Source organism: Geitlerinema sp. PCC 9228, assembly GCF_001870905.1.
GTDB lineage: Bacteria > Cyanobacteriota > Cyanobacteriia > Cyanobacteriales > PCC-9228 > PCC-9228.
Genome location: NZ_LNDC01000098.1, coordinates 1 through 21,486, shown reverse-complemented (window position 1 = coordinate 21,486; position 21,486 = coordinate 1). Strand labels below are relative to the sequence as shown.

At 49.4% G+C, this 21,486-nt stretch carries 17 protein-coding genes and 1 CRISPR repeat array; of the genes, 11 read left to right on the top strand and 6 right to left on the bottom strand.

Annotated features, from left to right (window positions below; genetic code table 11):
• The first annotated feature begins 8 nt into the window (after positions 1 to 8).
• Together cas7u and csb2 are read left to right on the top strand one after the other, a co-directional pair.
• Positions 9 to 974 carry a type I-U CRISPR-associated RAMP protein Csb1/Cas7u gene (gene cas7u / locus AS151_RS09175; protein WP_071516748.1) on the top strand — a complete coding sequence of 322 codons (966 nt, stop codon included), beginning with the start codon at positions 9 to 11 and terminating at the stop codon, positions 972 to 974.
• A gap of 46 nt (positions 975 to 1,020) precedes the next feature.
• Positions 1,021 to 2,709 (top strand): type I-U CRISPR-associated protein Csb2, encoded by a 1,689-nt coding sequence (gene csb2, locus AS151_RS09170; protein ID WP_071516747.1) that lies wholly within the window; start codon positions 1,021 to 1,023, stop codon positions 2,707 to 2,709.
• Between the two features lie 233 nt (positions 2,710 to 2,942).
• A CRISPR array of direct repeats spans positions 2,943 to 5,033; the repeat unit is 37 nt; unit sequence GTCTCACCGCGACTCTCACTCGCGGCTCCATTGAAGC.
• 250 nt (positions 5,034 to 5,283) lie between these two features.
• Here csb2 and AS151_RS09165 read toward each other — a convergent pair.
• The gene (locus AS151_RS09165) at positions 5,284 to 6,645 is read right to left on the bottom strand and encodes a hypothetical protein (RefSeq protein WP_071516746.1); all 1,362 of its coding nucleotides are present in this window, start codon (positions 6,643 to 6,645) and stop codon (positions 5,284 to 5,286) included.
• Between the two features lie 500 nt (positions 6,646 to 7,145).
• Here AS151_RS09165 and AS151_RS09160 point away from each other — a divergent pair, with 500 nt between their 5' ends.
• Together AS151_RS09160 and AS151_RS09155 are read left to right on the top strand one after the other, a co-directional pair.
• The gene (locus tag AS151_RS09160) at positions 7,146 to 8,207 is read left to right on the top strand and encodes a glycosyl hydrolase (RefSeq protein WP_071516745.1); all 1,062 of its coding nucleotides are present in this window, start codon (positions 7,146 to 7,148) and stop codon (positions 8,205 to 8,207) included.
• A gap of 775 nt (positions 8,208 to 8,982) precedes the next feature.
• Positions 8,983 to 9,486 (top strand): orange carotenoid protein N-terminal domain-containing protein, encoded by a 504-nt coding sequence (locus AS151_RS09155; protein ID WP_071516744.1) that lies wholly within the window; start codon positions 8,983 to 8,985, stop codon positions 9,484 to 9,486.
• 11 nt (positions 9,487 to 9,497) lie between these two features.
• On the opposite strand, the gene AS151_RS09150 is transcribed toward AS151_RS09155, so the two are convergent.
• Positions 9,498 to 10,373: an alpha/beta hydrolase gene (locus AS151_RS09150; RefSeq protein ID WP_071516743.1), complete on the bottom strand. Its 876-nt coding sequence runs from the start codon at positions 10,371 to 10,373 to the stop codon at positions 9,498 to 9,500.
• A gap of 556 nt (positions 10,374 to 10,929) precedes the next feature.
• Between AS151_RS09150 and prfB the strand changes: the two genes are divergently transcribed.
• A protein-coding gene (gene prfB, locus AS151_RS09140; protein ID WP_139240590.1) for a peptide chain release factor 2 occupies positions 10,930 to 12,058 on the top strand; the annotation gives its coding sequence in 2 pieces (ribosomal slippage) (positions 10,930 to 11,001 and positions 11,003 to 12,058; 1,128 coding nt in all).
• Positions 12,059 to 12,142: 84 nt separating this feature from the next.
• Here the strand turns inward: prfB and AS151_RS09135 are convergent.
• Positions 12,143 to 12,610, bottom strand: a complete 468-nt coding sequence (locus AS151_RS09135; RefSeq protein ID WP_084639477.1) for a hypothetical protein — start codon at positions 12,608 to 12,610, stop codon at positions 12,143 to 12,145.
• 95 nt (positions 12,611 to 12,705) lie between these two features.
• Positions 12,706 to 13,110 (bottom strand): NIL domain-containing protein, encoded by a 405-nt coding sequence (locus AS151_RS09130; RefSeq protein ID WP_071516740.1) that lies wholly within the window; start codon positions 13,108 to 13,110, stop codon positions 12,706 to 12,708.
• 182 nt (positions 13,111 to 13,292) lie between these two features.
• Between AS151_RS09130 and AS151_RS09125 the strand changes: the two genes are divergently transcribed.
• Both AS151_RS09125 and AS151_RS09120 read left to right on the top strand, forming a co-directional pair.
• On the top strand, positions 13,293 to 13,874 hold the full coding sequence (locus tag AS151_RS09125) for a thioredoxin family protein (RefSeq protein ID WP_071516739.1): 582 nt from the start codon (positions 13,293 to 13,295) through the stop codon (positions 13,872 to 13,874).
• A 71-nt stretch (positions 13,875 to 13,945) separates the two neighbouring features.
• Entirely contained in the window at positions 13,946 to 14,419 is a 474-nt protein-coding gene (locus AS151_RS09120) for a rhodanese-like domain-containing protein (RefSeq protein ID WP_071516738.1), read from the top strand.
• Positions 14,420 to 14,433: 14 nt separating this feature from the next.
• On the opposite strand, the gene AS151_RS09115 is transcribed toward AS151_RS09120, so the two are convergent.
• Positions 14,434 to 15,276: an MBL fold metallo-hydrolase gene (locus AS151_RS09115; protein WP_071516737.1), complete on the bottom strand. Its 843-nt coding sequence runs from the start codon at positions 15,274 to 15,276 to the stop codon at positions 14,434 to 14,436.
• Between the two features lie 94 nt (positions 15,277 to 15,370).
• On the opposite strand from AS151_RS09115, the gene AS151_RS09110 reads away from it, so the two are divergent.
• The 4 genes from AS151_RS09110 (at position 15,371) to AS151_RS09095 (ending at position 20,022) form a co-directional block, all read left to right on the top strand.
• Entirely contained in the window at positions 15,371 to 15,976 is a 606-nt protein-coding gene (locus AS151_RS09110) for a DUF1802 family protein (protein ID WP_071516736.1), read from the top strand.
• Positions 15,977 to 15,991: 15 nt separating this feature from the next.
• Positions 15,992 to 17,626, top strand: a complete 1,635-nt coding sequence (locus AS151_RS09105; RefSeq protein ID WP_071516735.1) for an alpha/beta fold hydrolase — start codon at positions 15,992 to 15,994, stop codon at positions 17,624 to 17,626.
• A 14-nt stretch (positions 17,627 to 17,640) separates the two neighbouring features.
• Positions 17,641 to 17,883 (top strand): nitrate/nitrite transporter NrtS, encoded by a 243-nt coding sequence (gene nrtS, locus AS151_RS09100; RefSeq protein ID WP_071516734.1) that lies wholly within the window; start codon positions 17,641 to 17,643, stop codon positions 17,881 to 17,883.
• Between the two features lie 138 nt (positions 17,884 to 18,021).
• The gene (locus tag AS151_RS09095; RefSeq protein ID WP_071516806.1) at positions 18,022 to 20,022 is read left to right on the top strand and encodes an amylo-alpha-1,6-glucosidase; all 2,001 of its coding nucleotides are present in this window, start codon (positions 18,022 to 18,024) and stop codon (positions 20,020 to 20,022) included.
• 402 nt (positions 20,023 to 20,424) lie between these two features.
• On the opposite strand, the gene AS151_RS09090 is transcribed toward AS151_RS09095, so the two are convergent.
• Positions 20,425 to 21,294, bottom strand: coding sequence for a type II CAAX endopeptidase family protein (locus AS151_RS09090; protein WP_071516733.1), 870 nt, complete (start codon positions 21,292 to 21,294; stop codon positions 20,425 to 20,427).
• Positions 21,295 to 21,486 lie beyond the last annotated feature (192 nt).

The following is a 21,486-nucleotide window of genomic DNA, read 5'->3' as shown; positions in this document are numbered from 1 at the left end:
TATCTGATATGGACTTTTCCCAACTCAAAGACGAATCTCGATTGTTAGTAGAAGCCGACCTCCAACCTTTACAGGGAACGCGGTTTCAACCGACGGGTTTTCCCGATTTGGGAGCGGCTGAATACAGGCTACCAGACGATACGCGCATGTTGTTGGTGGAATCTGCCCAAAGTGTTGCCAATCGCTTGGAAAATACGATTTGGGACGATAACCAAAAAGATGTGGTAGAACCTTTACGGGGAATTTCTTACGTTGTGGTCAAACAAGATGGTGAGGTTTTGACCAATTCGCTTTTGGAAGCCCATCGTATCAACTCGTTTTATATTTTGGAAGGCAAGGACAAAACATTTTTCGAACAGCTCAAGCAAGAACTTGACATTTTGGCTTCCGGTCCTGTTGATTTTCACAAGCTAGCCAAAGTCTTGGTGAAATATGACATTAATTCTTTGCTGCATGGGGTTTTTCTAGCCAAAAAAGAGCTAGCTGGTGGCAGATTTAAACTGGCTAGAGCCTTGTCAGGGTTTATTGAAGCCAGCAATGTGTCTGATGTGCAGCTGGGTGGTGTAAAAAACGATCGCGTCGATCCCACAGCAGATTCGCAAAGAGGAGGGGGCAATATTCCCTATCACCGTCAGGAATACACGGCGGAAAGTATTACCGCTTATTTTAATCTCGATTTGGCACAAATTCGCGGCTACCAGTTAGGGGAAACGGTGGAAAATTTGCTGATTGCTATGGCAATTTGGAAGATTCGGCGGTTTCTCAATGATGGTTTGCGCTTGCGAACAGCATGCGACTTGGAATGTCTGGATGTTCGAGTTACGCGCCCGCAAAATTACGAACTTCCCAGCCACGAAGAACTAACGAAAGCGTTGCCCAAACTGGTAGAAGCGACTTCCCAGTGGTTTGCCGATCCACCGGTGACAGAGGTTCAATATCAAGCAGAAGAGAAGTCAAAGGACAAGAAAAAATAGTTTCTGCTAGCGATAGTAACGAAAAACGATCTAGAAAATTGGAACCATGCCCACAGCTATTTCTATTACCTTTCTCAACGGACAGTTTCACGCCACACCTTGGAACCACCAGGTGAATGAGGGGGTTGTGGAATGGCCGCCGTCACCTTGGCGTATTTTACGAGCTTTGGTTGCGGCTGCCTATGCCTTACCGGAACCTCCCCAGCGTCAGGAATTGCAGCGGTTGATGGAACTTTTTTCCCAGTCGTTGCCTACCTATTATTTGCCCCCGTCGAATATTGCCCATACCCGTCACTACATGCCGGTTTGGCGGGAGGGAAAAGCTACGAGTTCTAAGGTTTTCGATACGTTTCGGGTGATGGAAAAAGGGGCAAAAGCGATCGCAGTATGGCAGGATTTGGCGTTGGATACGGAAAGTTGGCAGTTGCTGGAACGTCTTTGCAAGCAAGTGAATTATTTGGGGCGTTCGGAATCTTGGGTACAGCTAGCGCCGTTGCAGGAAATAGATCAAGAGACGTTGGAAGAAAAATCAATGGTAGCTGAGGTGGCTCCATCACCAGCCGCCCCTCGACTTCGCCCGGGGCTAGCTCCTCAGTCTGGCTCGGGGGGAACTTCTCAGGTTGGTTCGGGGGTTGATTTGGGAAATACAACGGAGGTATTGGCACCGCTGACACCGGAAGGATTGGTTCAATTTCGCCAAGGTTTGGAGACGGCGGGGTTGATGCCACCCAAACCGAAAAAAGGGAAAAAACCTAAGTGGACGGTTCCGGAGACGATTTTGGCGGCTTTGGAACTGAATGTGGCGGATTTACACGCGCAGGGATGGAACGGCATTCCGGGAGCGCGTTGGGTGGACTATTGTTGGCGTGGTGATTCCCAATCGAGTTCGGCGGTTCCTACCCGGGGGGAGGCGCAGCATGAGGAACTACCGACGTTTGCTCGATATGCCCTGGTGTCGAAGGTACTGCCAAAGCTGACGGAATCGCTTTATGTGGGCGATCGCGTTCGGGCTATTCTCAAGAAGTTGAGTCAAAATGGGGAAAATGGACCGGAATCGGTATTTTCTGGTAGGAATGACTCGGGCAAGCCTCTCAACAAGGACCACCAACATGCTTACTTTTTGCCGGAAGATAGCGATGGGGATGGAAGAATCGACCATTTGATTGTGTATGCCCAGAAAGGATTTTCTCAAAATGCTGTGAAGGCGCTGGCGCGTTTCAATCGGTTGGACCAAGTAAGTGGCGTGCCTTTGCAGTTGGTGTTGGTGGAGTTGGGCAAGGTGGAACAGTATTGCAGTAATATTGATTCGTTGGATACCGAAGGGCGATCGCTGCTTGTGGGGAAAAGCCGTCGTTGGCGGAGTATGACGCCTATGGTATTGCCCCGGCATCCGAAAACTTACCGTACGGGGGAACCGAAAATGGACCCCAATACGGGATTGCAAAAAGATGGTCCTCAAGACCAGGTGCGCAAGTTGTTAAAATACCACGGTTTTGACGAACCAACGGAAGTGCGTCCGATTGATGGTGCCGAGGCTTGCGAACGATATTCCTATCCTTGGTGGCAGTTCCGACGTTGGCGGCAAAGAGGAAAGGGGAGGAGGGGACGAGACGTTGCGTATGGTTTTGAGCTAGTATTTGAGAATCGGCAATCGGGACCGATGGCGTTGGGATATGCTGCCCATTTTGGTTTGGGAATTTTTATGCCAGTACCGGATGGCTGCGACGATGGGTAGGTGTTTGAAATGGAGATGTTTGAGAGGAGGGTCAATCCGGTGCGGGGTGGGCGTTTGCGAAAAATGCAGCCATTTTTCACCGTCGCAATTTCTGAAAGCTTTGTCAGGAGCGAGTTTTGGAATTTTCGACTGGAGTTTTTTTTGATGGAACGAATGCTGAAATCCAATTTTTGGTTTCACCGTCGCAATCGGGCTCTGAAATGCTATTGTGGTAAGGGGTTCACGCTCCCGCCGTCTCACCGCGACTCTCACTCGCGGCTCCATTGAAGCACAATAGTCGAGGGACTAAAGAAAGCAGCTGCCCTGTCTCAGTCTCACCGCGACTCTCACTCGCGGCTCCATTGAAGCTACGTATTAGCAGCTTGCGGTACAACAAAAGAGAGTCTCACCGCGACTCTCACTCGCGGCTCCATTGAAGCAGGGATTGAAGCAAAAAGGAACCTTGCCCAAAAGTCTCACCGCGACTCTCACTCGCGGCTCCATTGAAGCCTAATAATATATATAGGACCATTCACGCCCCCTAGCCGTCTCACCGCGACTCTCACTCGCGGCTCCATTGAAGCATCCCTGCACCTCGCTTGAAAGAAGCTTTTTCTGGGTCTCACCGCGACTCTCACTCGCGGCTCCATTGAAGCCGATGGAAGTGAAATATCAAGCAGTTGGGGAAATTGTCTCACCGCGACTCTCACTCGCGGCTCCATTGAAGCCCACTTGGGTCAATGCAAGTAAAGTATAGGGCAGTTGGGTCTCACCGCGACTCTCACTCGCGGCTCCATTGAAGCCCTAGCTCAATATCGGGAGCGTGCCCGCGAATGGGAGCCAGGTCTCACCGCGACTCTCACTCGCGGCTCCATTGAAGCTTTTGGCTTTCCTGGCTTTTTTATCCTTGTTCGGCTTCAATTGTCTCACCGCGACTCTCACTCGCGGCTCCATTGAAGCAGACCAAAGAACTCCCTCTGATTGATTTGAATCAGGTCTCACCGCGACTCTCACTCGCGGCTCCATTGAAGCGCTGCCGGGCGGAAGTTGCCCCCCGCCAAGAATCTGTCTCACCGCGACTCTCACTCGCGGCTCCATTGAAGCTTCAAGTTTATATAATTCAAAATTGACCCCGCGCGGTCTCACCGCGACTCTCACTCGCGGCTCCATTGAAGCTTTGGAAGCTTCGCTACCTGGAACGAAGCTGAAGAGTGTCTCACCGCGACTCTCACTCGCGGCTCCATTGAAGCCTAAGCCCCTTCCAAGTCCGCTTGGCAAGCCGGTTGTCTCACCGCGACTCTCACTCGCGGCTCCATTGAAGCCTGGACCCGCGACTTCCCGGAGGGGTTGGGCGGGTGTCTCACCGCGACTCTCACTCGCGGCTCCATTGAAGCCGAATCTTTGTCGTCGCCGGCGATCGATTCGCTGCTGTCTCACCGCGACTCTCACTCGCGGCTCCATTGAAGCCCCTAGAGTTTGGGCGAGGCTTCGCGAGAGCATCGTCTCACCGCGACTCTCACTCGCGGCTCCATTGAAGCAGACCATACAAATTCTCACCCCTATTTCCCAAGGCTTGAGTCTCACCGCGACTCTCACTCGCGGCTCCATTGAAGCCTCATACTTAGCCTGCTTGATCATCCGCCCTTCAAGTCTCACCGCGACTCTCACTCGCGGCTCCATTGAAGCCTGTTGACACCTATTACGATAGGCGTGGAAACAAGGTCTCACCGCGACTCTCACTCGCCTCCATTGAAGCAGACCAAAGAACTCCCTCTGATTGATTTGAATCAGGTCTCACCGCGACTCTCACTCGCGGCTCCATTGAAGCCAGCTCGCGCAAAGCTCTCCCGATTTCTTCTGGGCTTTGTCTCACCGCGACTCTCACTCGCGGCTCCATTGAAGCTTTCTCGCGTTAACGATTCCAGCCATAAAAAGAGTCTCACCGCGACTCTCACTCGCGGCTCCATTGAAGCTATCTGGAGAAGCTTTTGCGCCCACTTCTTTTGGCTCGTAGGTCTCACCGCGACTCTCACTCGCGGCTCCATTGAAGGCAGCTACCATTTTCGAAATAATATTCATTAATTTCTGTCTCACCGCGACTCTCACTCGCGGCTCCATTGAAGCGATTGCTGCAGCTTTTTGCGCGTCGCTTACTTTCAAGGTCTCACCGCGACTCTCACTCGCGGCTCCATTGAAGCTGAATTCCTCTTGCAGCTTTATCCAGAATTCCACAATGTCTCACCGCGACTCTCACTCGCGGCTCCATTGAAGCACCCGAAAGCCCACAGCCAATACAGCCCCTAGGCAGGTCTCACCGTTACTCTCACTCGCGGCTCCATTGAAGCGTATCCTAGTGATAAGACATAATCGATTATCTCATGCCATTTCTGAAAAACAACGATTGTATGGAATTTTCCAATTGCCCTGGTAGGGGCGCTTCGCGAAGCGCCCCTACAAAAATGCCTCTATTATTTCTTGCATATTATTAAGGAAATGGTATCAGAGTCTCACCGTAACTCTCACTCGCGGCTCCATTGAAGCTGAAATATTTGGAATTTCCCGATTTCCTTGGTAGGGACGCTTCGCGAAGCATCCCTACTTTTTCATACGATTCCTCATCGCTTGGAAAGCTACCCAAGGATGAAATAGAGCAACCGGAGAGCGTACCATTTGATGAACACCCATTAAATAAGCATGAAATTGCGCGTCATGATGGGCTTGTCGCGCCACCCAATTGATATATTGGTTCAACCACCAAGAAAACCAATCAAATGCGATCGCGCCTTGCGTCGTTGTAAATTGAGAATCCTGTTGCGTTGCTATCGACCAAGGGGATGCATACCGTTTCGCCAATTGCTTGTGAAACCTTTCAGAAACAAATCGCTGTTCGCTATCCTTACTAGCCTCTTGTTGCAGCCACGTTTGCAGAACCATACTGGATATTCCCCCCATAGTCATGCCCTGACCGTAATAAGGACATGGCGCGCAAACCGCATCCCCGACAGCCACCAACCCAACCGGCAAACGCACCTCCTCATATCGATACAGGCGATTGGCCGTGGCACGGTGAGCGCAAATAGGGGTTGTCAGTTGTGCTTCGTGAATGGCTTCGTAAAATATAGGACTGGGCAGACTTTTGGCAAATTCTAAAAACCCTTTTTCATCCAACGGTGGATAATCCCGTCCGTACCCTCCCAACGTAGCAATCCATTCTTCTCCCTCTACAAGAGCCAAATACCCCAGTCGCTTTTGGTTCGGTGGACCGTGTTCGATTAAGATAACTTTACCCTCGGGTTGTTTGTCGGCAGGAATGCGGTAGCGACAGGTTGCATATCCCAACAACGGATCGACGACGGTGGTTGGTGGTGGCTGATATCCCAATTGTTGCAGCCAGTGGGGCAGTTGGGAACCACGACCGCTGGCATCGACCACCAGTTCGCCATTTCGCTCTTCTTTGGTTTTGCGATGGAAATCATATAGAGAAACACCTACAACGCGATTTTGGGAAGCATTGCCCAGCAATCCGACAACGCGGCATTGTTGCTGGAAGCTAACATTTTCTAATTTAGCAACCTGTTGGCGAAGGGTCGCTTCTAACAGCGGCCGGGTACAAGTTACAGAAACCAATGGGGAAGGTGATGCCAGCGTTGCGTTCCATCCTCCCTTATCGATATGAAAATGATATAGTTCCCGATTCCAATCAATAGGAATGGCACCCGCTGCTTGGAGTTCTTTTCCTATGTTGGGAAACAAGCTTTCTAGAATGCGATACCCTTGAGCCAACAGAATGTGCGGTTGAATGGACTGGGGAACGCCCCGCCGTGTTTGCGGGGTTTCCGGTAATTTATCCCTCTCTACAATGGTGACATGGGAGAAGAAATCGGCTAGAACGCGGGCAGCGAGCAAGCCCGCCATGCCACTACCAATTACGATTGCGCGATCGCCTATTTTTTTCATAAACAAACGGATCGAGTTGAAAATCTATTTCTGGATTTTAGCTAATTGTAAGGAAGGAAACCATCAAGATTTCTTCTGACTTCCCTTAGAGGGGTAAACAGGACGGCTAGCGATGGAGAAATGCGCGGTAGTGGAAACTGTTCGCTGGCTTCCAAATGACCACGGGCATATTTAATAACTTAGCAGATATGGGGCGATCGGGGACCAAATCTGCGGTTGGTAAAAGGGGATACCAATTTTGGAAAAAGTTAAAATCGTTATTCATAACAATATAGTTATTTCAAATCCTTGTTTGCTGGCAATATCGATTCCAAATTAACAAATTTCGATAACTTCTCCCATCACGCTCATTTTCCTTATCCTAGAGAGTTTTTGTAGGGTGGGCATTGCCCACCCTACGATTTTAAATGTGGTTTTGATATGGCGAATTTGGTATGAAAGCGAAACATACATAATGTTGAATATACTGATGGTACAAAATTTATAGAGGCATTCTATTGATGACCGAACCAACCAACCATACAACCCAACAACCCGGCTTAATTTTGGGACCAGGTCCGTCCCAATGGTGGGATTCGGAACGGGTTTCCTGCCCGCGCGTTTTGCGCTGTTCCGACGGCATGTGGCGGATGTGGTACTATGGTCGCGATCGCAACTTCGACCGCGACATTAACCTTCCTACTGGTCATTGCGGCATGGCCATTTCCGAAGACGGTATCCACTGGCAGCGCGTGCAAGGACCGCTAACCATGGGCGCTGTGTTTGAACCTCACCCCGACCCCAATCGCTTCGACTCGGCTCACGTAGGCGTTAGCGATGTGAGGTACAGCGACGGCTATTATTGGATGTGGTACTTCGGCGGCGATAATAACTTCACTCAAGTAGGCAACATGCGTGCCAAAGGAGTCCGCATGCAACCCGGTTGTGCCATTTCCGGCGATGGCTTGCATTGGGTGCGTTTGGAAGGTCCGCATCGCGGTGCTTTCTTACCAGTTGGCGAATCGGGGGATTTCGACGAACTGTTTTGTGGGTTTCCGCAAGTGCTGCGGGAAAACGACGGTTCCTGGAAACTCTACTACCATACCCTCCATCCAGAAAAGGGATTCCTGGTGGGGCTGGCTGTTTCTAAAGATGGCTTGCATTGGGAGAAAGTCGGTCAGGTTTTGGGACCGGGGGCTGCTGGGCGTTTTGATGAGCGCGGTGCCGGAACCCGCTATGTTCTTCCCATTGACAACCAATACGTCATGTTTTATGAGGGCGTAAATAACAGTGGTTACCATTGCATTGGCATTGCCACTTCTACAGACGGACAGCACTGGCAAAAACAAGATGGCGATGAGGTTGGCGGGGCGGTTTTTGCTCACGCCCAGCCAGGGTCCGGGCGTTGGGATGCCCGTGCTGTGGGAACGCCTTGTGTGGTGCCTCTGGAGAATGGCGGTTGGTATATGTACTACATCGGTGCCAATGAGGGCGGTACGGATGAACTGACGACCCAACACCAAATTGGCTTGGCTGTAAGCGATGGGAATAATTTTGCTAAATGGAAGCGCTGGGGAGAGTGATAGGAAATTCCATGTGTGCCCATCACATTTTATATAGAAAGTGGGAGGAGGGGGAGGAGTAAGACAAAGAAGTTCTAGCCTGGGGGGTTTATTGGGTCTTTGTCGTGCGGAGTTCATATGAGAAAGCGATCGCATTTTCGTTGCATATCAATAACCGTACGCCCGTATGGTTTTGTGCTAGGGTGCGAACGTAGCCTGATTGGGCGCATTTCATTTGCAGTAGGGTGGGCACTGCCCACCCTAGGATTTTGCTGCTGCGGATGGATGTTTGTGGGAAGTTGCTTGCAATTGGTTTTTGGAAATTGGATTGCTGGGTGACTGAGGCAATCAGTTATAAAAACTCAAAAAGCTAGCTCGCGATCGCTTCAAAAATATTGGATTATCCTAGAAATAGGAATTTCCGGGAATTGTTAAGCTTGTAGGGTGGGCAGTGCCCACCCTAGGATTTTGCTGCTGCGGATGGATGTTTGTGGGAAGTTGCTTGCAATTGGTTTTTGGAAATTGGATTGCGGGGTGACTGAGGCAGCATCAGTTATAAAAACTCAAAAAGCTAGCTCGCGATCGCTTCAAAAATATTGGATTATCCTAGAAATAGGAATTTCCGGGAATTGGTAAGTATCGTTTCTCATACCTGGAGAACGGTTGCAAGGCTGCGTACTGGCGGTTTTCATAGCTCAAACCGGAAAATATTGCCAGCTATCTTAACAATGTGTTACATTGAATTTACAAAGTGAAACAAAGTTCTCAAACACCACTGTAAAGGAGATTTAGACCCATGGCCACTACCACCGACCTACGCAACACCTTTTTTAACAACAGCACCCAAGCAACTGCTGTCGAAAGTGCGATCGCAGCATTCCAACGTCTCAGCGTAGACGACCGTTTGGGCTTGCTCTGGGTCGTTTACGAAAACATGGGCGGCAGCATTACCCCGGCAGCCCCTGGGGCGGCACGCTTGCAACTGGTAGAAGGCTTGCTGCAACAATTCCGCACCATGTCTTACGACGACCAACTGCAAGCCATGCGCGATTTGGTCAATCAAATCAACACCCCCGTTACCCGCGCTTACGGCGTCTTCACCAACAACAACAAACTAGCTTTTTGGTACCAACTGGCAGAAATGATGCGCACCGGCGAAGTGGTGCCCATGCCCGAAGGCTACAAACTTTCCACCGCCGCCACCAGCGTCTTCAATCAAATTACCGCGCTAGATTTTGGGCAGCAGCTCACTGTTCTGCGTCAGGCAGTGGCTCAAATGGGCTACGACCCTTTCGCATAAACCATCGACGGTCAAGATTCTCTCGCTGGCGTCGCTAGAGGAGGTTGACCGCGATGGGCTTCCAAAAAGGTTTCCACTGTACGGTTAAAAGCGTCTGGTTCTACCAAAAACGTCCAGTGATTGCCCGGAACCCGGCGGAGTTGCAAGTTTGGTAAATGTTTTTTATAAGGTTTTAGCTGCCATTCCATGCGGTTGACGCCGCGCTCTGGTTGTACAAACAAGGTAGGTGTCTCAATAGATTGGGTTAGTCCAGCTACCTGCATAACCTCAGTGAAAATTTCATCTCGCGCTGGAATGGTAAACTTGCTGCCCCAAGTACCGTCGGGTTTCTCTTCGATACTTTCCACAAATACTTGCTTTTGCCAGTCGTTCCAATCGCGATACTGGCTCATTTTTTGCCCTTTTGTCAAAGCTTCTTCGTAGTTGGCAAACGGTCCCATTCCCTTGAGAAACGGCAGTACCCGGTATAGGAAAGGGAATGTGACTTTGCTCCAGTTGGGCATTTTGAAGATAAAAATGGGGTCTACCAACGTCATGGTTCGCAGGCGTTGGGGATTTTGTGCTGCCCAAATGGGGAGCAATTTGCCGGTCCAAGAGTGACCGACCACATGGGCATCCGACCATCCCAAAGCATCCATCAACCCTTCTAAATCTGCGATCGCATCAACAAACCGATACCCTGATTCTGGTTTGCTACTTTCGCCGTGACCGCGCATGTCTACCGCTACAATATGATAGCGATCGCTCAGATCATCTCCCAAACGCAACCAGACCAAAGCATGGTCCGCCAAACCGTGAAGCAACAACAACGGTTCGGTTCCTTGGTTCCATTCCAAATAGGAAAGGTGAATTTCGCCCAATTGGCAAGTTTTCCGTACGGGTTCCATAAGTAGAAACTTGTGACCGCGACTAGCGATTCATTGCTACGCCATAGAATTGTAGCTTCCCCATCCTGCTACCACCAGAGGGAGGCGGCGCTCTCGCCTACTGCCAGTTCTGCGGTCGCAGCACCCCAGGTCATTTCTGCCTGTGGGTAGATAGTTGAAAATACAATACCAACTTTTGCCCCGTTCCCTACCTTGACGAATCGGGTGATGCCGGGACTTGCAGGGTTGGTTTCCCTCGCCAAGCCGGTCTTGTATCTACCCATATCTCCAGAGTTCTCGCCCTGGTGGGTAATAGTGCCATACTGGGCTGAGGTGATTATACCCCATCCGCCGCTAACTAGCGCGAATGACGTTTCGCGTTCATTCGTAGGATGCGCGGCGGTTTTGCTCAAATCCAACCTGCCAGCTACCCCAGTAGCAGCTAACAGATCCCTATTTTAGCGAAATCCCGCCCAGCAATTTCTCCTTCCTTGGATCTAGTCTAATGCCAGAAAGTACGCTATCATAGCTCTAGTGGATAAACTTGTCGAAAATTGGCACGTTTGTAACAAAACCTATGGAAGCATTAGATTTAAGACGCGAAATCGAAACTTTGTCGGCTCGCCTGGGTAAGACCCAGGACTATCTTTGACGTAGAGGCAGTCAAAGCGAAAATTCAGGATTTAGAATATCAAGCTTCCCAACCGGAATTTTGGAACGACCAAGATGGTTCCGGTGAAACCCTGCAAGAACTCAACGAACTGAAAGCCAACCTGGAACGCTATCGGCGTTGGGAACAACGTCTCGAAGACATCAAAGCCATCTTGGAATTGTTGGAAGTGGAAGAAGATGGCAGTCTGCGCCAGGAAGCCGAAACCAATATCCAACAGTTAAATCAAGAGTTGGATAAATGGGAGTTGCAACAGTTGCTTTCTGGCAAATACGATCGCCGTGGGGCTTTGCTAACAGTGAATGCTGGTGCTGGCGGTACCGATGCGCAAGATTGGGCTGCCATGCTGCTGCGGATGTACACCCGTTGGGCAGAAAATCAAGGGTATACCATCCATGTCACCGATTATTCCGACGGGGACGAAGCTGGTATTAAATCGGCTACCCTAGAAATTGATGGTTTGTATGCCTACGGGTATTTAAAAGGCGAGAAAGGTACCCATCGGTTGGTGCGCATTTCCCCTTTTAATGCCAATGGGAAGCGGCAAACCAGCTTTGCGGGGGTGGAAGTGATGCCGACGTTGGAACAGTCGGTGGAAAAAGATATTCACATTCCCGATAAAGACCTGGAGATGACCACCTCTCGTGCCGGCGGCAAAGGCGGTCAAAACGTCAACAAGGTGGAAACTGCCGTGCGATTGCTACACATTCCCACCGGAATTGCGGTACGCTGTTCTCAGGAGCGATCGCAGTTACAAAACCGAGAAAAAGCCTTAGCCATTCTCAAGTCGAAGTTATTGGTGATTGCTCAAGAACAGAGAGCAAAAGAGATTGCCGAAATTAAAGGCGAAGCTGTAGACGCTGCCTGGGGCAAACAAATCCGCAATTACGTCTTTCATCCCTATCGCATGGTGAAAGATGTTCGTACCGGTGTGGAAACAGCAGCTATTGACGCAGTTATGGATGGTGAGATAGATTCTTTCATTGAAACCTATCTGCGCCAAGAAAATCAATTTGTAGAAGGTGTCTCCGCGTAACCGAGAGGGGAAATGGCGATCGCAGTTTGTGAGAAAGAGCGATCGCTGTTTCCCTTCCATTTTTATTTGCCAGCGATACTGCAGTCACGAAAACCAAGCTTCCATAGTGGTATGTAAGCCAGTTAAGGTTTCAAAGCCAAAACCAATGCCAAATCCCGCCAAAGAAGTAATTAAAATAATCGCAAAATCCTGATATTTATTAAAATCGTAACTTTGTAAGTCCAGGCGTGCCAAGATGCCTGCCGCGAGCAAAACCAATTCGTGGATAAAAATATGAATCCACGTAATCACAAAAACAGCAAACAGGGTACCAATTACCACGGTAATAAACGCACGAAAGTCAGAATTGAGCCAGCGGAAAAAGAACGCCCTCAAAATCGACCAAGGAGAAGCCAAAGCTTCCGCGACCAGGAAAATTAAAACCAGGGAGGCAACCACAAGCCATCTAGGAGGCTCTTCGTTGGCGAGAATCAAGCCAAACAGAGCATGCGCCAACAGTAAAATCCCAAGCGATGCCCAGGGGAGTTGGTTGAGCAGTCGTGGAAAACGCAAAGCAAGTCATATTGGTAGAGAAATACCTTGTTTATTATCGCCGAAAAGCAGAGCTATGGCACAAACGAAATCAATCTATCGCCCCCAACCACTGGTTAAATATTGGTGGAAATGGCTTGTACCGGGCAAGTGGGGATACATTGCTCGCACACAACGCATCGCGATCGCGTAAAATTGAGCTGGAAGGTTTCGGGATGTAACGTCAGAGCTTGTGTCGGGCAAACGCCGGTACACAAACCGCAGTCAACGCAGGCATCCTCATCGATGGCAATTTCCGCACTAGCCAAGGATACAGTAATATCCTGCGATCGCATCCAGTCAATCGCATCTTCCAGTTCGTCAATATCCCCGGAAAGTTCCATGACCAGTTTGCCCTCTTGATTGGGGGCTACTTGAGCGCGGATAATGCTAGCAGCAATATTAAAATCTTTCGCCAACCTGTAGGTAATGGGCATTTGAATGGCAGGTTGGGGAAACTTGAGCGTTACACGTTTTTTCACGGCAGTTCCACCTTGAAAATGTTCTACTGTTACCCAAATCGGGAATGGGAAAACCGGCAGCTTTTCGCGTTGCTTTGCTGCTTGACTCCCAACATTCCCTAGTCGTAGTATCTATACGATTAATGATATTGTGATGCGCTAAGATCGATGCGTCAAGATTGGTGAATTTGAAAAAATAACGTATGACTGGTAGTCCTTCCGAAACCAAGGAAACTGGCGGAAATCGCATGCGCAATTTTATTGTAGCGCTCGTCGCGATCGCGCTCGGTGTATCGGTCTTTTTAGGTCTGCAAACCAACAGTAGTTCCGCTTCCCTAGGGAAACTCGCGGAAACCTCTACCCCCTTAGAAACCGCCACCACGAACGGCAAACCCACTTTAATGGAATTTTACGCCAACTGGTGTAGCACTTGTCAGTCCATGGCACCAGAAATGGCACAGTTGCGAGAAGAATATGGCGATGACATTAACTTCGTCATGCTGAACGTAGACAACAACAAATGGATGCCGGAAATGACTGAGTATCAGGTAGACGGGATTCCCCATTTCGTCTATCTCGATGGTTCGGGAAACGATGTGGCAGAAGCCATTGGCGAAGTTCCCCGTCAAGTCATGGAAGCCAATTTGGCAGCTTTGTTGGCGGGAGAACCGCTTCCCTACGCCAGAACCACCAGCGGCGAATCTTCGCAAGTAGAAGCCGCCAACCAACAAAAATCTGTCAGTTCCACCAATCCCCGCAGTCACAGCAGCCAATCGGTTAATTAATTGTATTTGTCAACGGTTCGAGTCAAATCACCGTGCAATTTTTTGTTGCTATCTTTCCTGAAAAGTTAACTATGAGACAGTTTCTTGCTTTTTTAATTGCTTTGATGGTAGGCGTAGGTGCGATCGCTGGCTTTTCGCAACCAGTATCTGCCCAAACGACTGCCAATTCCGCCGAACTAACAGAAACCATGAATGCCTCCCTCGGCAAACTTCCCCAAGGTTTCTATGCGGTCAAAAGCGTTGACCAACTCAAAGATATAATGAAAAAAGACGACAAAACCTTGTTGGTGGATGTGCGATCGCGATTTGAATACGTCAAAGGTCATATTCCCGGTGCCATCAATATTCCCCTGCGGGAATTGGCAGAGAATGTAGACCGCATTCCCCGCAAAGGCAATGTAGTCTTATACTGTACTTCCGGCTATCGTACGGGAATTGGCGTCATGTCGCTGCATACCTTGGGATACGACAACATCCAAGGATTCGTTTCCGGGATTGTGGGTTGGAAAGAAGCGGAAGAACCCGTTGCATTTCTGGGTGACTAACCGGAAAAACAAATTTAGGAAAAATCAAATTTGGTTCCCACATGACAGGGAACGCAGCGTTCGGGAAACTGGTGCCAGAAAAACGTTGTGGCTGGCAATCCGGTACAATGGTTGGGAGCAATTAGCTGTACGTCGTATTTCGTAAAAGCATCCGCTGTTGCCTGAATGCGATCGCGACTGGCATGGCGCAAATGCATCCCGCCAAGAACTGCCCGAAATTTCCTTTCCCCCGTCTGTTCGGCGATATAATCTAACGTATTGATAACCCCAGCATGGGCGCATCCCAAAATCACCACGATTCCCTGGGAAGTATAAAGATAAATCGCCTGGTCGTCGGGAATAGAATCGACGCGCGTGTGTTCTTCATTCTGGTAGAAACAACCCCCGGTGTCTTCTAAAGGATGGCGTCGGGGGATTTCGCCGGTGACCCAAACCCCAGGTACAATTTCTGTAGGTTGTTCTGTCCAAACTACATGACGGGCGCAATTTTTCAGCGTTTCCACATCCTGCAAAGGCGATCCAATATCCCCACGCGGGCTATATTTGGGTTCCATAGCAGCCGGATGTAAAAACAAAACCGCTTGTACGCATTCTTGGAGAACTTGCTTCAAACCACCGGCATGGTCGTAATGGCCGTGGCTTAACACCACCGCATCCAGGGGAGACAAAGAAACGCCTAACTGTTCTACATTATGGCACAAAACCTGTCCCTGTCCGGTATCGAAAAGAACGCGATGGGCACCGGCTTCAATGAAAAAAGAAACGCCGTGTTCTCCCAGCAATCCGCGACCCGTAGCGGTATTTTCCACCAATGTGGTAATGGTCAGTTGTTCGATGGCAGTTTTGGTTGCGGTCATGGCAGCTATTCCAGTGTTCGAGACAACAGGGCTTCTTTATAATTTGTAACATTTTTGCGAATATATAACAATTCAGTTATTTTTGGAGTTTTGTATGGTTTTCACCGAAACGCCAACCCTCACCAAAGCCTTAAAAGAATGGGCAGTTGCCGTCAATGCCATCCAACGCGGCGAAACCATCATGCTGCTGCGAAAAGGCGGTATTCGCGAAACCAACCACCGCTTTCAGGTAGATAGCGATCGCATCTTCCTCTATCCTACCTACGAACATCAAAATCCCAACCTCCTCAAACCCGAATACGCCAGTCAAGTTACCCCCGTCACCTCCGGCTGGCATCCCGAAACCATTCCCATTGCCGCCGTTGCCGACATCACCCATATTTTCCGCATCCAAGAATCCGCCACCCTAGATGCCTTATTCCCATTTCATATTTGGAATCAAGATTTCGCCAGCAAGCGATTTCGCTGGAAACCCAAACAACCGCTTTACGTATTATTACTGCAAGCTTACCAACTTCCCCAAACCGTAGAAATTTCCTACGATGCCGATTACGGCGGTTGTCGTTCTTGGATCGATTTGAAGCAACCTATTTCTCTGGAAGGCATGACACCAGTTCTAACGCCAGCGGCATACGAACAAAAAGTGGAAAAAATTCGTTCCATCGTCAAGTTAGAACCATCTGCCACGGAAACCCCCTAGTATAGATATTTTCTCATGGTGAAACGCGATCGGGGGATGGCTATTGCTGCCTTCTTAGCCGTTGTCAGCTTGCTTCTTGCAGTCATATTCTATCCCTTTCGGGAAGTCAAAATAGAACCGATAGCCATTCCCATGGATGCCAAATCTGATTTGGTGGCACGTATTTATACACCCAAACAAGCCTCTCCTCCCTATCCCACCATGATTTTGGCACATGGTGTTAGCAACAGCAAAGCCATGATGGCACCGTTGGCAACGGAATTTGCCCGCCACGGCATAACCGCGATCGCATTTGACTTTCGTGGTTATGGAGAATCTTCCCCCCTTCCCCTGGAAGCAAGAAACAAAAATGCCCTCGCCGATACCACCGAAGAAGACCTGCAAGCCGTATTTGCTTTTTTACGCAGTCACCCGCAACGTTTCGACTTAGAAAAATTAGGCATTTTGGGACATTCCCTGGGCGGCAATACTGCCCTGCCTTTCGCCCACAGCAACCAGCAACTGCAAGCAACCATCGTTCTCAGTACCAGCGGTTTTGCAACCCCCCAATCGCCGCCCAATCTTTTGCTAGCCACTGGTATCTACGACCAAATCAATCCTGCTGCTTATGCCCGAGAGAATTGGCAGCCAGCAACCCAGGAACCAGGAAAAACTTGTATTGATAATGGCCTTTGCGGTCATTTTGCTCGAAAAACAGCCCGCCAGTTATTTCTTTCCAGTACCAGCGACCACGTTATTGCGCCCTACGACCCGCAAATTATCGCGCAATCGGTGCGTTGGGGGCAACAGGCTTTGCCAATCTCGGAAAAGCGATCGCTTGGATTCACTTTTCCGTATTTTATTTTGGCTGCCATGATATGTTACATCAGTATCGTGTTTTTAGGAATTCAAATTTGCCAGCGCTATAGCAGCCTAACCAAATATCGCACTAGTTGGTTTTTGGGAATGGTGATGGCAGTGGTTGCGGGGATGGCATGGGGTCAGTTGATGCCAACGCATCTGGCTGCCCAAATATTATTTTTGGTGTTTTTAGGACAATTGGCTGCTAACTATAGTTTGCTTCATTTCCCAACTATATGGATAAAATTGCGGTTAGTGGTATGGTATGGATTATTTTTTGTGGTGTTTTTCTGGCTAGCAACTTGTATTTGTGGGATAAGTGAAGGGATTCAAACCCCAGTTAAGCTTATCGATATGCCCCGATTTTTCCTGCAATGGCTATTTTTTATTCCCTATAATTACAGTCAAGCCATGCAATTGGCATTATTTCCGGTTTCTACGTTGGGATTGCAACTTAGTTGGTTGTGGTTGGTACTGGTAGCCATCGAACTTTGGCAACCGGGATGGATATTGACAGGTATGGAGTGGGTGGCGGTTCGATTGGTGAAAAGGTTGCGCTTGCGGTGGCAGTTGGCGGGGGTGGGTCGTTTTTCCCGAAAAAGCCTGTTGCTGTTGGGAGGATTGCTGGTGGTGGCAGTGGCGGTGATTTGGTGGCAGACGGTTAGCGGTCAACTGGCGATCGCAAGTGCCCAAATCTGGTTTGTGCTACGGTTGGGGGGATTGTTGATACTCTTGCCTGCAAGTGCTATGGTGTGGGTGGTGCGATCGCGTTGGTTTCAAGGGGTGGAATCTTGGCTTTTAAAACACTAAATGGTTATAAAAGCATGAAATCTTTGCAGCATTTTCTGGGAAGTTTGGGCAATCCCAAGTTCGCCCCCACGGCTTTGCGCGTTGCTGCTGTGGTTGGGTCGATTGTGTTTGCCATCAACCACGGTCCGGCTTTGGCGAAAGGAAATATGACCAAGACACGCTGGGCATCGGGATTGCTAACTTATGTGGTGCCTTACTTGGTGAGCGTCCACGGACAGATAAGCAATCAATGTCGTTCGCGATCGCGTGAGGAGTAATACCAATTCTCTGTCGAACTTGGGCACGGACAAAACAAAAAATCGCTGGCGAGTATTTCGGAAAAATCTGGTAGAATGCGATCGCGTCACTTCCCCGATTTTTTAGAATTGGCAAGTTTTTTTGGGGATTTTGAGATAATGGGGATTCAGTTCGGGCGATCGCTTTGTGGTTGTTTGTCTACCGCCCAGCGGCGGGAATGGTTGGTAACGAATGGCATTGGCGGCTATGCATCGGGAACTGTTGCCGGTGTTTTGACCCGTCGCTACCATGGTTTGTTAATGGCAGCGTTGCAGCCGCCGTTGGGTCATACGCTGCTGCTGGCGAAATTGGATGAAGTGGTTGGTTATCGCGATCGCTATTATCCCCTCCATGGTAATTTATGGGCGGATGGCAGTGTCAATCCCCAAGGATATCAGTTTATCGAGCGTTTTTTTCTAGAAGGAAATATTCCGGTGTGGCAGTATGCCTTTGCCGATGCTTTGTTGCAAAAGCGGATTTGGATGCAACCGGGCAGCAATACGACCTACATTCGCTACACGTTGCACCGGGGGAACCAACCGCTGACTTTATCGCTGACGGCATTGGCTAATTATCGCGATCGCCACGGCAATACCCAAGGCAGCAACTGGCAAATGCAAGTAGAATCTCGGGAAAAAGGCATACAAGTGCAAGCATTTCCGGAGGCGGTTCCTTGGTATTTGCTGGTGGATGCCCCCAATTCCCCGAAAATAACAACTGCCAGCGATTGGTATTGGGGCTTTGACTTGCCGGTGGAACGGTATCGGGGATTGAGCGATCGCGAAGACCACGTTTGTATTGGCAAAATAGCGATCGATTTATCGTTGGGAGAGTCGGTAACTTTGGTTGCTACTACTGAATCCCAACCCAACTTAGATGGAAAAGCCGCTCTAGAAGAACGGTATCGCTACGAACGGGAAATCCTCCATCAATGGCAGAATTGCGATTATTTGCAGACGCAGGATACGCCAGCATGGATTCGGCAATTGGTTCTGGCAGCGGATGCTTTTGTGGTCGATCGCACGTTAGCCGATGGTTCCCCGGGAAAAACCATTATTGCTGGCTATCCTTGGTTTGGTGATTGGGGGCGGGATATGGCGATTAGTTTGCCGGGATTGTGCGTCGCAACGGGTCGCTGGCAGGTGGCGCGAACCATTTTGAAAACGTTTGCGGCTTATGTAGACCAAGGGATGTTGCCCAATTTCTTTCCCGACGGTACCAACCAACCGGAATACAACACAGTGGATGCCATGCTGTGGTATTTTCAAGCCTTGTATGTTTATTACCAGGCGACGCAAGATAAGGCATTGTTGCAAGAAATTTTCCCGGTTTTGGCAGCGGCGATCGCTTGGTATCGTGAGGGAACGCGCTATAATATTCAGTGCGATCGCGAGGATGGCTTGTTGTATGCCGGTACGGAAGGGGTGCAACTTACTTGGATGGATGCCAAAGTAGATGACTGGGTGGTAACACCGCGCATGGGCAAGCCAGTGGAAGTGAATGCCCTTTGGTACAATGCCTTATTGGTAATGGCGGAGTTTGCGACGCAAGTTGGAAAATCGGACCGGGAATACGCACGCATGGCGCATCAAGTGCGCAAAAACTTTCATCGGTTTTGGTCGTCGCAGTGGGGATATTGCTACGATGTGTTAGATGGTCCGCAGGGTCATGATGGGAGTTTGCGACCGAATCAGATTTTTGCAATTTCTCTACCGCCGACAGAACTGCCGTTGTTTTTGCCAGAACAGCAAAGGGGGATTGTGGATACGGTGGCAGCTAGGTTGCTAACCTCTTACGGATTGCGATCGCTGGATCCGCAAAATCCGCAGTATCGGGGAATTTACGGAGGCGATCGCGTGCAAAGGGATGGGGCTTACCACCAAGGAACGGTTTGGAGTTGGTTGTTGGGGCATTTTGCCACGGCGTACTGGCGAGCTTACGGCGACAAACAACGAGCAAGGGAATTTTTGAAACCGTTAGCGGATCATCTCACAGATGCTTGCGTGGGTCATACCAGCGAAATTTTCGATGGCGACCCACCGATGCATCCCCGAGGTGCTTTTGCCCAGGCTTGGACAGTAGCAGAAGTGTTGCGAGCTTGGTTCATCCCAGTTCTGTAAATCTTTGCAAAATAAAAATATGGGAAATTTAAAGCAAACACAAATGATATGAAATCCGTTTGAATAGATGGAATCGCTCTCAGACCCCCGGCTATCGCCGTCTCCCTTAGTAATACCATTTCTGAAAAACAAGGATTGTCTGGAATTTTCCAATTTCCCTTGTAAGGGCGCTTCGCGAAGAACCTTTGCGTGAGCATCCTTACCAGAGAAATCGAAAAATTCTATGGAATATAATAATCTGATACCAAATCCGATTCTCTCAACCACAAACGTAACCCGAACCGTCCCCCTTGACAAGGCTGACTACAGGGGGTTCTAACCAGGTTTTATTATCGGGTCTTGCCAGGACGGATTTGGTATGACTTTAGAAAAACGTGACGATGCGCTGCTAGGTACTCAATCTCATGGGGTAGTCTTTTTAGTGAGCTTGCCTGCCATCTTCGTCTGTATTTTTGGGGGAATCACTTTGGTAACCGCTCCGGCTTTACGGAACATGGTTTTGCGGTTAACTAAGACAATTATGAGAGCGGCTGCTACAAAGAAAAAGATGTCGTAGGGTTGAGCATCGGGCCAGATGGGGTTAATAAGCTGAAAGTGAAATAGAAATGGTAGCAAGATACTCCCTCGCGAAGCATTAAACATGGGAGTCACCATCAGGCTAAGGGCAATGGAACCGACCAGAAATGGCGTAAACGACCAGCCACTTTGCTGCGTACCACTCAGGAGAAAGGCTGGCAAGTGCCAAACCCCCCAGATGACCCCTAATATAAGTGCAGCCCAAATGGGGGCAAACCGCCGTTGCAGCAGTGGCAGTGCCAACCCTCGCCAGCCAAATTCCTCGATTGGTCCAGTGATGAAAGCAATGAAAAAAGCCGACAGCAGCGCTGACAACGAGGTAAAAGGGAATGGATCGGTGAAAAGATTGCCCTTGATGGCAGCCCCGCAGTAAAACAATAGTGGTATGCTAACTAAAAAAACGTACCAGGCTAGGGGGGCACGCCACAACAACATCCGCAACAGATAACGCCGTAAGCCTACCAATCCAGCATAGTAGCTGATGACTATAAATGCTGCGATCGCTGGAGTCCATACAGCCAGGATGAAGAGCGGATGATGTCCACTCATTTGACCAAATATCGCCGCCATTACTTCTGGTAGTAGGATATAAAGGGCAAGAATGCCCCAAGTCAGACCAAAGGTAATGAGTAGAAAAGGTGCCAGAGCGATCGCAGGAACACGGTTGCGGGTCACACCTTTCGAGTCAGGGTTCATGGTATTGTCCTCAGTAAAGATTCAAGCGATAGCGAACTTGGAAATCCAACTAGAGTTTGTTCGCGTTCGTTCTAAAATGGATCGAATTTGGGATAATTCCCCTTATACCTCCGTTCCTACAAAATCCACAAATGTCTGATAGTCGGCAGCCACGCAATCGGCATATTGAAACGCCACCTCCACCACAAACCG